The 13401-nt window shown below is 69.1% G+C and carries 12 protein-coding genes and 1 pseudogene; 10 read left to right on the forward strand and 3 right to left on the reverse strand.

The annotated features are described in order from the left end of the window. The 9 genes from RMO85_RS03780 to RMO85_RS03820 all read left to right on the forward strand — a co-directional run. Nucleotides 1-1110, forward strand: a 1110-nt coding sequence (locus RMO85_RS03780; protein WP_310526565.1) for a molybdopterin-dependent oxidoreductase, incomplete at its 5' end; no start/stop codon positions are given. Then, on the forward strand, nt 1110-2489 hold the full coding sequence (gene nuoH / locus RMO85_RS03785) for an NADH-quinone oxidoreductase subunit NuoH (RefSeq protein WP_310526567.1): 1380 nt from the start codon (nt 1110-1112) through the stop codon (nt 2487-2489). The genes RMO85_RS03780 and nuoH, both read left to right, overlap by 1 nt. Further along, nucleotides 2489-3043, forward strand: a complete 555-nt coding sequence (nuoI, locus tag RMO85_RS03790) for an NADH-quinone oxidoreductase subunit NuoI (protein WP_310526568.1) — start codon at nt 2489-2491, stop codon at nt 3041-3043. Before nuoH ends, nuoI begins: the two co-directional genes overlap by 1 nt. A gap of 49 nt (nt 3044-3092) precedes the next feature. Continuing rightward, entirely contained in the window at nt 3093-3881 is a 789-nt protein-coding gene (locus RMO85_RS03795; RefSeq protein WP_310526569.1) for an NADH-quinone oxidoreductase subunit J, read from the forward strand. Then, complete coding sequence (nuoK, locus tag RMO85_RS03800) at nt 3878-4171, forward strand: NADH-quinone oxidoreductase subunit NuoK (protein WP_310526570.1); 294 nt, start codon at nt 3878-3880, stop codon at nt 4169-4171. Before RMO85_RS03795 ends, nuoK begins: the two co-directional genes overlap by 4 nt. Nucleotides 4172-4235: 64 nt before the next feature. Continuing rightward, the gene (gene nuoL / locus RMO85_RS03805; protein ID WP_310526576.1) at nt 4236-6161 is read left to right on the forward strand and encodes an NADH-quinone oxidoreductase subunit L; all 1926 of its coding nucleotides are present in this window, start codon (nt 4236-4238) and stop codon (nt 6159-6161) included. Next, a complete protein-coding gene (locus RMO85_RS03810; protein WP_310526571.1) occupies nt 6158-7702 on the forward strand; it encodes an NADH-quinone oxidoreductase subunit M in 1545 nt (514 codons plus the stop codon). Before nuoL ends, RMO85_RS03810 begins: the two co-directional genes overlap by 4 nt. A 44-nt stretch (nt 7703-7746) precedes the next feature. After that, nucleotides 7747-9291, forward strand: coding sequence for an NADH-quinone oxidoreductase subunit NuoN (gene nuoN, locus RMO85_RS03815; RefSeq protein ID WP_310526577.1), 1545 nt, complete (start codon nt 7747-7749; stop codon nt 9289-9291). After that, entirely contained in the window at nt 9288-10295 is a 1008-nt protein-coding gene (locus RMO85_RS03820; protein WP_310526572.1) for a polyprenyl synthetase family protein, read from the forward strand. The genes nuoN and RMO85_RS03820 overlap by 4 nt, the downstream gene beginning before the upstream one ends. Before the next feature lie 83 nt (nt 10296-10378). On the opposite strand, the gene rarD is transcribed toward RMO85_RS03820, so the two are convergent. Then, nucleotides 10379-11287: an EamA family transporter RarD gene (rarD, locus tag RMO85_RS03825; RefSeq protein ID WP_310526573.1), complete on the reverse strand. Its 909-nt coding sequence runs from the start codon at nt 11285-11287 to the stop codon at nt 10379-10381. Between the two features lie 101 nt (nt 11288-11388). Between rarD and RMO85_RS03830 the strand changes: the two genes are divergently transcribed. Further along, a complete protein-coding gene (locus RMO85_RS03830) occupies nt 11389-11814 on the forward strand; it encodes a hypothetical protein (RefSeq protein WP_310526574.1) in 426 nt (141 codons plus the stop codon). A gap of 18 nt (nt 11815-11832) precedes the next feature. Here the strand turns inward: RMO85_RS03830 and RMO85_RS03835 are convergent, their stop codons facing one another. Then, a complete protein-coding gene (locus tag RMO85_RS03835) occupies nt 11833-12939 on the reverse strand; it encodes a 2-oxoacid:ferredoxin oxidoreductase subunit beta (protein WP_310526575.1) in 1107 nt (368 codons plus the stop codon). After that, nucleotides 12936-13401, reverse strand: a pseudogene (locus RMO85_RS03840) (2-oxoglutarate ferredoxin oxidoreductase subunit alpha); the annotation flags it as partial. The pseudogene RMO85_RS03840 and the gene RMO85_RS03835, both read right to left, overlap by 4 nt.

Here is a 13401-nt window from a genome sequence, read left to right on the forward strand (position 1 = left end):
GGCCTCGCCAAGATGAAGGGCCGCCTGATCCCGACGGTGCCCGGCACCGAGGCCGAGGCATTGGGCGCCCTCGCCCATGACGGACTCACCGCCCTCGACGCCGGCGGCGTGATCCTTGTCGGTGAACGCCTCGCCCAGAGCCATGGTGCCCTGACCGCAGCGCTCGAGCTCGCGAAGACCACCGGGGCTCGGTTGGCCTGGGTGCCTCGCCGGGCCGGGGACCGCGGAGCGGTCGAGGCCGGCTGCCTGCCGGGCCTGCTGCCCGGCGGTCGTCCCGCGGCTGACGCCGCGGCTCGCGTCGATGCCGCCACCGCCTGGGGCGTCGCCTCGCTGCCGGAGGCCGCTGGTCGCGACGGCAACGCGATCGTGGCCGCACTGCTCAAGGGCGACCTCGGTGGCCTGGTGATCGGCGGCGTCGACCCCGACGACACCAGCGACCCGGCCGCGACCCTGGCCGCGATCGAAGCCGCCCGGTTCGTGGTCAGTCTCGAGCAGCGACTGACCGACGTGGCCGCCCGCGCAGACGTCGTGCTGCCCGTCGCGCCGGTCGCCGACAAGGCTGGCACGTTCGTCACCTGGGAGGGTCGCCCGCGGCCCTTCGAGGCCGTGTTCAGCACCCCCGCCGCGCTGCCCGACCTGCGCATCCTGGCCGGCATCGCCGACGAGCTCGGCACGCCGCTCGGCTTCCGGACCGTCCAGGAGGTGCGCGCGGAGATGCAGTCCATGGGCCCGTGGGACGGCGTCCGCCCGGCGCTCGCGCTCGGCAAGGAACCCAGAGTGCCCAAGACCAGGGCCGGCGCGTTGGCGCTGTCGACCTGGAAGCAACTGCTCGACCTGGGCACGATGCAGGACGGCGACGCCAACCTCGCAGCCACGGCCCGCCCGGCCGTCGCACGCCTCAACCAGGCGGCGTACGACGCCCTGTTCGGCATGCACGAGGGCGTGGCGACCCTGGCCCTCACCGGTGACCGCGGCTCGGTCACGCTGCCCGTCGAGGTCGCCGACCTGCCCGACGGCGTCGTCTGGGTCCCGGCCAACTCGTTCGGCCGGGGCGTCCTCGCCGACCTGGCCTCGCCCGGCAGCTCCGTCACCGTCAAGGGAGCCAAGTGATGACCACTCAGATCCTCAGCCAGGCCGCCGACGACCTCTCGGCCTTCGGCCAGGACCCGTGGTGGCTGATCCTGATCAAGGCCGTGGTGATCTTCGTCGTCCTGGTCCTGCTGACGCTCTTCAACATCTGGTGGGAACGCCGGGTCGTGGCGCGGATGCAGCACCGCATCGGTCCCAACGTGAACGGCCCCTTCGGCCTGCTGCAGTCGCTGGCCGACGGCGTGAAGCTCGCGCTCAAGGAGGACATCATCCCCAAGGCCGCCGACAAGGTGGTCTTCCTGATCGCACCGGTGATCGCGGTGATCCCGGCCTTCGTGACGTTCTCGGTGATCCCGTTCGGCCCGGAGGTCGGGCTGCCGTTCACGGACCGCACCACCCCGCTGCAGCTCACCGACATGCCGGTGGCCGTGCTGTTCGTGATGGCGATCGCGTCGATCGGGATCTACGGCATCGTGTTGGGCGGATGGTCCAGCGGATCGACCTACAGCCTCCTCGGCGGCCTGCGCTCGAGCGCCCAGATGATCTCCTACGAGGTCGCCATGGGGCTCGCGCTCGTCGCGGTGTTCCTCTACTCCGGCTCGATGTCGACCTCGGAGATCGTGGCCGCCCAGAACCCCGGCCAGGAGTACTGGCTCGGCGTCATCCCGGTGCCCACGTGGTACGCCCTGATCCTGCTGCCCTCCTTCGTGATCTACGTGATCGCGATGATCGGCGAGACCAACCGCGCGCCCTTCGACCTGCCCGAGGCCGAGGGTGAGCTCGTCGGCGGGTTCCACACCGAGTACTCCAGCCTGAAGTTCGCGCTGTTCTTCCTCGCCGAGTACATCAACATGGCGACCGTGTCCGCGCTCGCGACCACGCTCTTCCTCGGGGGCTGGCACGCGCCCTGGCCGATCATCCAGCTGTGGGAGGGCGCCGACTCCGGCTACTGGCCGCTGCTGTGGTTCTTCGGCAAGATGCTCGTGTTCATCTTCATGTTCATCTGGCTGCGCGGCTCGCTGCCGCGACTGCGCTACGACCAGTTCATGGCGTTCGGCTGGAAGCGGCTGATCCCGATCTCGCTGGTCTGGATCGTGGCCGTCGCGACGATCCGCGTCATCACCCTCGACGGTGGCGTCGACCGCTCCTACCTGTTGGCGGCAGCCGGCGTGTTCCTGGCCATGTTCATCGTGATGTTCTTCATCGGTGACAGCGCCAGCGAGGACGAGGACACCACGCTCGCCGACGACGCCGAGTTCGATGCCTTCGCCGGCGGCTTCCCCACCCCGCCCATGCCGGCCGGGGGTGCCGTCCGCGGCGCCGCCCTGCCGCTGACGTTCGCCGATCGACGTCCCACCGTGACAGGCAGCGCCACCGCCAGCAGGCCTGAGGAGAAGTGATGGCTGAGCCCAAGAGCCTCAAGGAGCAGTTCTGGGACCCGGTTGCCGGGTTCGGGGTCACGTTCCGAACGATGTTCAAGAAGGTCGTGACCGAGCAGTACCCCTTCGAGAAGATGCCGACCGCGCCACGGTTCCACGGCCGTCACCAGCTCAACCGCTGGCCCGACGGGCTGGAGAAGTGCATCGGCTGCGAGCTCTGCGCGTGGGCCTGCCCGGCGGACGCCATCTACGTCGAGGGCGGCTCCAACACCGAGGACGAGCGGTTCAGCCCCGGCGAGCGATACGGCCGGGTCTACCAGATCAACTACCTGCGCTGCATCCTGTGCGGCCTGTGCATCGAGGCCTGCCCGACGCGGGCGCTGACGATGACCAACGAGTACGAGCTCGCCGACAACAACCGTGCCGACCTGATCTACGAGAAGTCCGACCTCCTCGCGCCCCTGCTGCCCGGCATGGAGCAGCCGCCGCACCCGATGCGGCTCGGCGACGACGAGGGCGACTACTACCGCGGCACCTACGCCGCGCCCGCACCGAGCGAGAGGGGTTCGAAGTGATCACCCCCGTCGACTGCTCACGTCGCCCCGCTCCGAACGGGGGCCACCAATGACCTTCTGGATCCTCGCTCCCATCATGGTGGCGGCCGCACTCGGCATCCTGTTCGTCCGCAAGGCCGTGCACGCCGCGCTGCTGCTGGCCGTCGTGATGATCAGCCTCGCCATCCTGTACGCCGTCCTGGAGGCGCCGTTCCTGTTCGCGGTGCAGATCATCGTCTACACCGGCGCGATCTTGATGCTGTTCCTGTTCGTGCTGATGCTGGTGGGTGTCGACTCCTCCGACTCGGTCGTGGAGACGATCAAGGGCCAGCGCGCGCTGGCCACCATCTTCGGCCTGATCCTGGGCGCCGTCCTCGTCACCGGGCTCTCGCAGGTCACGCTCGGCACCGCAGTCGGCCTCGAGGAGGCCAACACCGGCGGCAACATCGAGCAGCTCGCCAACATCTTGTTCTCCCGTTACGTCTTCGCCTTCGAGGCCACCAGCGCCCTGCTGATCACGGCCGCGATCGGCGCGATGGTGCTCGCCCACCGCGAGCGCCTCACGCCCAAGCAGACGCAGGCCTCGCTCGCCGCGCAGCGGATGCGCGACTACGCCGAGCATGGCCTGCACCTCGGCCCGCTGCCCGCTCCCGGCGTCTATGCCCGGCACAACGCGGTCGACACCCCGGCTCTGCTGCCCGATGGCACGGCGTCGCCGTCCTCGGTCTCCCGGGTCCTGGTCGCCCGCGGCGTCATCCGCTCGGGCCCGGCCTTCGCCGACCACATCGACGAGGTGCAGCGCCAGCTCGGCCAGCACCCGGCCACGCAGGACGCCCCCGTCGAGGAGGACAACACGTGACGCACTACATCGTCTTGTCCGCGATCTTGTTCACCATCGGCTGCGTCGGGGTGCTGACACGTCGCAACGCCATCGTGGTGTTCATGTGCATCGAGCTGATGCTCAACGCCTCCAACCTCGCGCTCGTCACCTTTGCCAAGCAGCACGGCAACCTCGACGGCCAGATCGCGGCGTTCTTCGTCATGGTGGTCGCGGCCGCCGAGGTCGTGATCGGTCTGGCGATCATCATGACCATCTTCCGGACCCGGCGGTCCGCATCCGTCGACGACGCCAGTCTGCTGAAGTACTGAGGGGCCTGACGTGACACTTGACGTAATCCTGCTTGCCTCCTCGGAGGCTGCCGCCGACATCCCGGTGGTCCATCCGACCGCCGCTGACGGCGTCTTCTCCTGGCTGTGGCTGATCATCGCGCTGCCCCTCGCGGGCGCTGTCGTGCTGCTGGTCGGTGGGGCCGTGGCCCGGGGCTCCCTGAAGTCCAAGATGGACACGGGCGGCCACTGGATCGGGGCGGCGAGCGCCGTCGGCTCGTTCGTGCTGAGCCTGATCCTCTTCCTCTCCCTGCTGGGGCGTGGCGAGGAGGAGCGGCAGATCGGCCAGCACCTCTTCACCTGGTTCGAGGTCGGCGGCCTCAACGTCGGCATGGACCTCCTCTACGACCCGCTCTCCGCGCTGTTCCTGCTGCTGATCACCGGCGTCGGATCACTGATCCACGTCTACTCGATCGGCTACATGGAGCACGACGAGCGACGTCGCCGCTTCTTCGGCTACCTCAACCTCTTCGTGGCCGCGATGCTGGTGCTCGTCCTGGGCGCCAACTACCTCGTGGTCTTCCTCGGCTGGGAAGGCGTCGGCCTCGCGTCGTACCTCCTGATCGGCTTCTGGCAGCACAAGCACTCGGCCGCCGCCGCCGCGAAGAAGGCCTTCGTCATCAACCGCGTCGGTGACATCGGGCTCTCGCTGGCCATCGCCTTGATGTTCACCACGTTCGGCACCACCGACTTCGCGGCCATCAGTGAGCAGGCCGCAGGCGCCTCGCAGGTCACGCTCAACGCGCTCGGACTCCTGCTCCTGCTGGGCGCGTGCGGCAAGTCCGCCCAGTTCCCGCTGCAGGCCTGGCTGCTCGACGCGATGGAGGGCCCGACCCCGGTGTCGGCCCTGATCCACGCGGCGACCATGGTCACCGCCGGCGTCTACCTCGTCGTCCGGTCCAACTTCATCTATGAGCTCACCCCGGTCGCCCAGACGGTCGTGGTCATCATCGCCACCATCACGCTGCTGTGGGGTGCGATCCTCGGCTGCGCCAAGGACGACATCAAGAAGGCGCTCGCGGGCTCGACCATGAGCCAGATCGGTTACATGATGCTCGCCGCCGGGCTCGGCGTCGCGGGCTATCCGTTCGCGATCTTCCACCTCCTGACCCACGGCTTCTTCAAGGCCAACATGTTCCTCGGCGCCGGCTCGGTGATGCACGGCATGAACGACGACGTCGACATGCGCCACTACGGCAACCTGCGCGGCTACATGCCGGTCACGTTCCTGACCTTCGCCATGGGCTACCTCGCCATCATCGGCTTCCCCGGCTTCTCCGGTTTCTGGTCCAAGGACAAGATCATCGAGACCGCGTTGGCCGACAACTGGATCGTCGGTCTGTGTGCCCTCGCCGGCGCCGGCATCACCGGGTTCTACATGACGCGCCTGATGCTGATGACGTTCTTCGGCGACGACTCCCGCTGGGAGCCGGGCGTGCACCCGCACGAGTCGCCGCGGATGATGACCGTCCCGCTGATCGTGCTGGCCGCGCTGTCGGTGCTCGGTGGTGTGCTGCTGCTCGGTGACTTCGTCGTCGATTTCCTCGCCCCGGTGACGGGCGTCGCCCCGGCCCACGAGCCGCCGCTGCCCGCGATCGTGGTCACGCTGCTGGCCGTGGCCGTGGTGGCCGTCGGTGTCGCCGCCGCGTGGTTGCTGGTCGGCAAGCGCGAGATTCCGCGTGAGGCTCCGACCGACGTCTCCTTCGCGACCCGCGCCGCGCGCGCCGACCTGTACGGCGACGCGATCAACGAGGGCCTGGTGGTGACCCCCGGCAGGTCGCTGACAGCCGGTCTGACCTCCTTCGACCGCTTCGGTGTCGACGGGGTCATCGAGGGCGGCTCGGCCGGCGTCGGTGCCGTCTCCGGTCTCCTGCGCCGCGTCCAGAACGGCTTCGTGCGCTCCTATGCTCTCTCCCTGCTCGGCGGCGCGCTCCTCGTCGTCCTGGCCCTGCTGGCGGTGAACCTCTCATGAACGACCTTCCTGTTCTCTCGGTCCTGATCGCCATTCCCCTCCTGGGCGCGATCGTGACGCCCTTCCTCCCGGCCGCCACGGCCCGGCTGGCCGGGCTCGGCTTCGCCGGACTCGCGCTGGCCTGGATCGCGGTCGGCGCGCTGTCGTCGTACGACGTCGACGGCGGGATGCAGCTGAGCGAGACACATGCCTGGATCGAGGCGCTCGGCGTGCACTACGCCCTCGGCGTCGACGGCCTGGGGCTGCTGATGGTGCTGCTCACCGCGGTGCTGGTCCCGATCGTGCTGCTCGCGTCGTGGCACGAGCCCGACGACGAGGGCAACAGCGGCAGCCGGACGTTCGTCGCCTGGGTGCTCGCCCTCGAGGCGATGTCGCTGGCGGTCTTCACGGCCACCGACGTGTTCTTGTTCTACGTCGTCTTCGAGGCCACGCTGATCCCGGCCTACTTCCTGATCGGCGGCTTCGGCCGCTCCGGGCGCGGCCGCGCAGCCACCAAGTTCCTGATCTACCAGTTGGCCGGCGGCCTGATCATGCTGGGGTCGGTGATCGGGCTCTACGTCGTGTCCGCCAACACCGGCAAGCCGTCGTTCCTGCTCTCCGACCTGGCCGCGCTCGACATCGACCCGATCACCCAGCGCTGGCTCTTCATCGGCTTCTTCGTCGCGTTCGCGATCAAGGCGCCCATGTTCCCGGTCCACACCTGGCTGGCCGACACCACCGAGAAGGCCACCACCGGCACCTCGGTGCTCCTGGTCTGCGTGCTCGACAAGATCGGCACCTTCGGCATGCTGCGGTTCTGCCTCGGGCTGCTGCCTGACGCCTCGCAGTGGGCGACGCCGGTCGTCGTCGTGCTCGCGCTGATCTCGATCGTGTACGGCGCACTGGTGGCCATCGGCCAGGACGACCTCCTGCGTCTCATCGGTCTGACGTCGCTGTCCCACTTCGGCTTCATCGTGCTCGGCATCTTCGTCTTCAGCAGCCAGGGCATCGCCGGCTCGACCCTCTACATGGTCAACCACGGCATCGGCACCGCGGCGCTGTTCCTCGTCGCGGGCTACCTCGTCCGTCGTCGCGGCACCGCTTCGATCAGGGCGATGAGCGGCGGAGCCGAGAAGGTCGCTCCGGTGCTGGCCGGCACGCTGCTGATCGCCGGCCTGGCCGCCTGTGGTCTGCCCGGCCTCTCGCCGTTCGTCTCCGAGATGCTGGTCCTGATCGCGGCCTTCAACCACGCCTGGTGGGCCGGCGCGATCGCCGTGACCGCCATCGTGCTGGCCGCCGTCTACGTACTCTGGCTCTACCAGCGCACGATGACCGGCCCGGGCTCAGTCGTCGCCGGGGTCGACGTCATGCGTGACCTCGATGCCCGCGAGGTCGGCACGCTCGCGCCGCTGCTCCTCGCGCTCGTCCTGTTCGGCTTCTTCCCGATGCCCCTGCTCGACGTCATCAATCCGTTCGTCACCGACACCATGAGCAACGTCGGTGTCACCGACGACCCGCCGACCCTCACCGGGTCGGTCAGCTCGCAGGGAGGCCAACCGTGACCGACTTCGTGAAGCCCACGATCGACTACTTCGAGCTGTTCCCGATGCTGGTCGTCTTCGGTGTCGCCTGCCTGGGTGTGGTCGTCGAGGCGTTCGCGCCCCGCGCGGCCCGCTACGGCGCGCAGGTGCTGCTGGCCCTGGCCGGCCTCGTTGCCGCGCTCGTCAGTGTCGTGATGATCGCCCGTCAGAGCGAGGTCTACGGCGACGGCGCGGCGCGCGGCATCCTCGCGGTGGGTGGCACCATCGCGATCGACGGACCGACGCTGTTCCTGTGGGGCCTCATCCTCGTGCTCGCCGTGGCCGGGGTGATGCTCTTCGCCGAGCGGCACCTCGACGGCGGGGTGTCGGCGTTCGCCGGCCAGGCGGCCGCGCTGCCCGGCTCGGAGGCCGAGCGGGAGGCCTCGACCCAGGGTCTCGACCACACGGAGGTCTACCCCCTCCTCATGTTCGCCGTCTTCGGCATGCTGCTCTTCCCGGCCGCCAACGACCTGTTGACGATGTTCGTCGGCCTCGAGGTCTTGTCGCTGCCCCTCTACCTCCTGTGCGGCCTCGCTCGCCGCCGCCGCCTGCTGAGCCAGGAGGCCGCCCTCAAGTACTTCCTCCTCGGCGCCTTCTCCTCCGGCTTCTTCCTGTACGGCGTCGCGCTGGTCTACGGCTACGCCGGATCGATGGACTTCTCGGACATCAACGAGTCGGTCCGCAACGACGCCGGCAACTCCGCGCTGCTGCTGATCGGCATGGGCCTGCTGACGGTCGGCCTGCTGTTCAAGGTGGGTGCCGCGCCGTTCCAGGCCTGGACCCCGGACGTCTACCAGGGCGCCCCGACGCCGGTCACGGCCTTCATGGCGGCCGGCACCAAGGTGGCCGCCTTCGGCGCGATCCTGCGCCTGTTCTATGTCGCCTTCGGCGCCGACCGCTGGTCGTGGCAGCCGATGATGTGGATCATCGCGATCCTGACCATGCTCGTGGGCGCACTGCTGGCCATCACCCAGACCGACATCAAGCGACTGCTCGCCTACTCCTCGGTGGCCCACACCGGCTTCATCCTGACCGGCGTCCTCGGCGTGCAGGCCACCTCGGACCTGGCGCCCGGGGAGGTGAGCGCCCTGCAGGCGGTGCTGTTCTACCTCGCGACGTACGGCTTCGCCACGCTCGGTGCCTTCGCCGTCGTGAGCCTGGTCCGCGACTCGGCGGGGGAGGTCACCGCGCTGAATCGTTGGGCCGGTCTCGGCAAGGAGTCGCCGGTCGTCGCCGGGGTCTTCGCGTTCCTGCTGCTGGCGATGGCCGGCATCCCGCTCACCTCCGGCTTCGTGGGCAAGCTGGCCGTGTTCTCGGTGGCGCTCGCTGCCGGCGCCTGGCCGGTCGTCGTGGTGGCGGTCGCAGCCAGCATCATCGCCGCGTTCCTCTACATCCGGGTGATCAAGGCGATGTACTTCGACGAGCCGGTCGGGGACGGTCCGAGCGTCGCCTACCCCTCCGTGCTGACCGCGACGACGATCGCCTTCGCGGCGGCGGCCACGCTGATGCTCGGCGTGTTGCCGGGCCCGTTGCTGGATCTCGCGGGGCTTGCGGGACAATTCCTCAGGTGACCACCCAGTCAAGCTCGTCTCTGGCGCTCCCTGTCGACGATGCGGACCTCGCGCAGCGTCTCGCCGAGCGCCTGGTCAAGGTCGAGGAGATGCTGGCCGGCTACTGCGTCGGCCGCACCGACTACGTCTCCAAGGCTGCCGCGCACCTGATGGCGGCCGGCGGCAAGAGGTTCCGTCCGCTGCTGGTGCTGCTCGCGGCAGAGACCGGACCCACCCCCGCCACCGACGAGGTGCTCACCGCGGCCTGCGTGGTGGAACTGACCCATGTCGCATCGCTCTACCACGACGACGTGATGGACGAGGCCGTCCTGCGCCGGGGCGCTGACACGGCCAACGCCCGCTGGGACAACCACGTGGCGATCCTGACCGGCGACTTCCTCTTCGGACGCTCCTCCGAGCTCACAGCCGACCTCGGACCCGACGCGGTCCGCATCCAGGCCAGGACCTTCAACCGCCTCGTCGAGGGCCAGATCCTGGAGACCGTCGCGCCGGCGCCCGGTGACGACCCGCTGGCGCACTACCTCGAGGTCGTGGCCGGCAAGACCGGATCGTTGATCGCCACCTCGGCCCGCTACGGCGCGATGTTCGGCGGGTCCTCGCCCGAGGTGGTCGAGGCGCTGCGGGCGTACGGCGAGATCGTCGGCTCCGCCTTCCAGCTCTCCGACGACATCCTCGACGTCGCCTCCGAGTCCGACGAGTCCGGCAAGACCCCTGGCACCGACCTGCGGGAGGGCGTGCCCACGCTGCCGGTGCTGATGGCTCGTGCCTCCACCGACCCCGCCGATGCGCGCCTGCTGGAGCTGCTCGACCGCGACCTCACCGACGACGGGCTGCACGCCGAGGCGCTCGACCTGCTCCGCAAGCACCCCGCGCTGGACCAGGCCCGCGCCTACGTCCTCGCGCAGACCAACTCGGCCAAGGCGCTGCTCGGTGTCCTGGAGCCCGGCTCGGTCCGGACCGCCCTCGAGGCCTTCGCCGACGTCGTCGCGACGCGGTCCACCTAGGCCAGACCCTCCCGGATATCCATGGGCGCGATGGCTCGAGATCCGGTGCGATCCGAGCCATCCCGCCCATGGATATCGGGCAGTCAGCAGGCGGAGGCGACCGTCACCAGCCGCAGCTGGCGCCGGCGGTGGTTGATCGTCTCGACGGTGAAGATCACCAGCGCGACCCACACCAGACCGAAGCCGAACCAGCGGCCCACGGGCATGTCCTCGTGGAAGAGCAGCACGCCGAGGGCGAACTGGATGATCGGCGCGAGGTACTGCAACAACCCGAGCGCGACCAGCGGCACCCGGATGGCCGCAGCCCCGAACAGCATGAGCGGGATCGCGGTCACGATCCCCGTGGTGGTGAACAACCAGGCATGACCGACGCCGTGGCTGCCGAAGTTGGACGTCCCCGTCGCGACCAGCCACGCGACGTATGACACGGCGATCGGTGCCAGGACCAGGGTCTCGATCGTCAGGCTCTCGACCGGCCCGACGCCCGCCTGCTTCTTGGCCAGCCCGTAGGTGCCGAACGAGAACGCGAGCACGATCGCCACCCACGGTGGTTGTCCGTAGTCGATCGTGAGCACGAGCACCGCGACGAAGGCGATCCCCAGGGCGATCCACTGGAGCCGGCGCAACTGCTCGCCGAGCACGAAGACGCCCATCATCACCGTGACCAGCGGGTTGATGAAGTAGCCGAGCGACGCCTCGACGACGCGTTCGTTGTTGACGCCATAGATGTAGGTCGCCCAGTTGACCGAGATCACCACGGCCGCCACCGTCAGCAGGACCAGCGACCGACGATCGCGCAGGGCAGCCAGGACCGCAGGCGTACGCCGCAGGGCGAGCACCAGCACGCCCATGGTCAGCGCCGACCACACGATCCGGTGCGCGAGGATCTCCACGGCGCCGGCGGGCTCGAGGTGCGGCCAGTACAGCGGGAACAGTCCCCACAGCGCGTAGGCGGCCGTGCCGTACATCAATCCCTTGCGAGTCTCTGGCACGACGCGAGTGTAGTGACGCCATGACTTACGATTCCCACGGCCCGGCTTCACGGGAGCCGAGTGACAACACGCAATCGATTCACACGTCCCAAGGGGGAACCATGCGGATCATCCGCACCGTCATCGCCGGCCTGCTGGCCGCACTGCTGGGCCTGAGCGCCTTCGCCGCCGCCCCGGTCCAGGCAGACCAGGCCCTGCCCAAGCGCACCATCACCGAGGAACCGCCCGGTGACCACCAGATCAACTTCAACACCTTCAAGCTCAAGGGCTCCGTCCTCGAGCTCCAGGCCGACGGCGTGACCTATCTGGCGTACGCCGCCCAGAAGGTGCAGCTCCAGAAGAAGTCGTGCCCCCAGCAGAGCTGCCACTGGAAGACCGTGGACCAGGTCACGACGGACGCGGCCGGGAAGTACAAGACGAAGATCTTCGCTCCCCGCACGGGCCGCTGGAAGTGGCGCGTCAAGGTCAAGGCCTCCAACGGCTACGCCACCACCAAGGGCGAGATCTGGACGCTGTTCTTCAGCTGACGCGCGGTGACACCTGGGTCACACGACGGTCCAGGTGTCACCGGCGCTGATCAGCGCCGCCAGACGCGTGGACGGGTCGCCCGTGGCCGCGTCCTGGGCGGTGGTGATCTGGGCGCGGGCCTGGTCGTCGTACGTCGGCCGCTCGACCTGGCGGAAGATGCCGATCGGCGACTGGTTGAGATAGCCGGAGTCGGTCAGGCGCGAGATCGCGAACGCGGTGGACGGGTCGGCGTTGTGGGCGTCGTGGACCAGGATCTCGGCGTCGTCGACCTCGGCCACCTTGACGATCTTCACGCCGCCCGAGACCCGGTCGCGGATCAACGCCTTGGTGCCGCGCCCGTCCTCGTCGAGCGCGCCGAAGCGGATCTGCTCGCCGTCGACCAGCGGGATGATCGCGTCGGCCTTGGTGTCGGGGGACTTGATGGCGTCGAAGGCGCCGTCGTTGAAGATCGGGCAGTTCTGGTAGATCTCGACGAACGACGTGCCCCGGTGGGCGGCGGCCGCGGACAGCACCTTGGTGAGGTGCGAGCGGTCGGAGTCGATCGTGCGGGCCACGAACGACGCCTCCGCGCCCAGGGCCAACGAGACCGGGTTGAAGGGGTGGTCCACCGATCCCATCGGGGTCGACTTGGTGACCTTGCCGGGCTCGGAGGTGGGGGAGTACTGCCCCTTGGTCAGGCCGTAGATCCGGTTGTTGAACAGCAGGATCGTCATGTTGACGTTGCGGCGCAGGGCGTGGATCAGGTGGTTTCCGCCGATCGAGAGCGCGTCGCCGTCGCCGGTGACGACCCAGACCGAGAGGTCCGCGCGAGCGGTGGCGATGCCGGTGGCGATCGAGGGGGCGCGCCCGTGGATGGAGTGCATGCCGTAGGTGTCGAGGTAGTAGGGGAACCGCGACGAGCAGCCGATCCCGGAGACGAAGACGATGTTCTCGCGGCGCAGGCCCAGCTCGGGCAGGAAGTTCTGGACGGCCTTGAGCACGGCGTAGTCCCCGCAGCCGGGGCACCAGCGCACTTCCTGGTCGGAGGTGAACTCCTTGCCGGTCTGCGGCGGTGCGCCCTCGAGGACGGTGGGGACGCCCTCCACGCCGGAGTGGAGGCCCGGCAGGCCAAGGTCCGTGCTCATGCGATCTCCTCCCTGTCAGTGGTCGCGGTGGCGGGGGTCAGGTCGACCTCGATGCCTTCGGCGTCGGCCACGAGCCCGCCGATCACGTCGGCGAGCACGGCTGCCTTGAGCGGCAGGCCGCGCACCTCGTTGTAGCCCACGACGTCGACAAGGAACTTGGCGCGCAGCAGCAGCGAGAGCTGGCCGAGGTTCATCTCGGGCACGAGCACCTTGTCGTAGGACTTGAGGATGTCGCCGAGGTCGTTGGGCAACGGGTTGAGATGACGCAGGTGCGCCTGGGCGACGCTGTAGCCGGCCTTGCGCACCCGGCGTACGCCGGCGCCGATCGGGCCGTAGGTCGAGCCCCAGCCGAGCACCAGGACGCGCGCCTGGCCGTCGGGGTCGTCGACCGCGAGCGCGGGCAGCGAGTCCGCGATCCGGTCGACCTTGGCCTGCCGGGTGCGGACCATGAAGTCGTGGTTG

This window comes from Nocardioides sp. (genome assembly GCF_031422975.1).
Lineage (GTDB): Bacteria > Actinomycetota > Actinomycetes > Propionibacteriales > Nocardioidaceae > Nocardioides.

Excerpts from the sequence above, each read along its gene's own strand:
- RMO85_RS03810 (WP_310526571.1), top strand. The coding sequence starts at position 6,158 with ATGAACGACCTTCCTGTTCTCTCGGTCCTGATCGCCATTCCCCTCCTG.
- nuoI (WP_310526568.1), top strand. The coding sequence starts at position 2,489 with ATGGCTGAGCCCAAGAGCCTCAAGGAGCAGTTCTGGGACCCGGTTGCC.
- RMO85_RS03835 (WP_310526575.1), bottom strand. The coding sequence starts at position 12,939 with ATGAGCACGGACCTTGGCCTGCCGGGCCTCCACTCCGGCGTGGAGGGC.
- nuoH (WP_310526567.1), top strand. The coding sequence starts at position 1,110 with ATGACCACTCAGATCCTCAGCCAGGCCGCCGACGACCTCTCGGCCTTC.
- RMO85_RS03795 (WP_310526569.1), top strand. The coding sequence starts at position 3,093 with ATGACCTTCTGGATCCTCGCTCCCATCATGGTGGCGGCCGCACTCGGC.
- nuoN (WP_310526577.1), top strand. The coding sequence starts at position 7,747 with ATGCTGGTCGTCTTCGGTGTCGCCTGCCTGGGTGTGGTCGTCGAGGCG.
- RMO85_RS03830 (WP_310526574.1), top strand. The coding sequence starts at position 11,389 with ATGCGGATCATCCGCACCGTCATCGCCGGCCTGCTGGCCGCACTGCTG.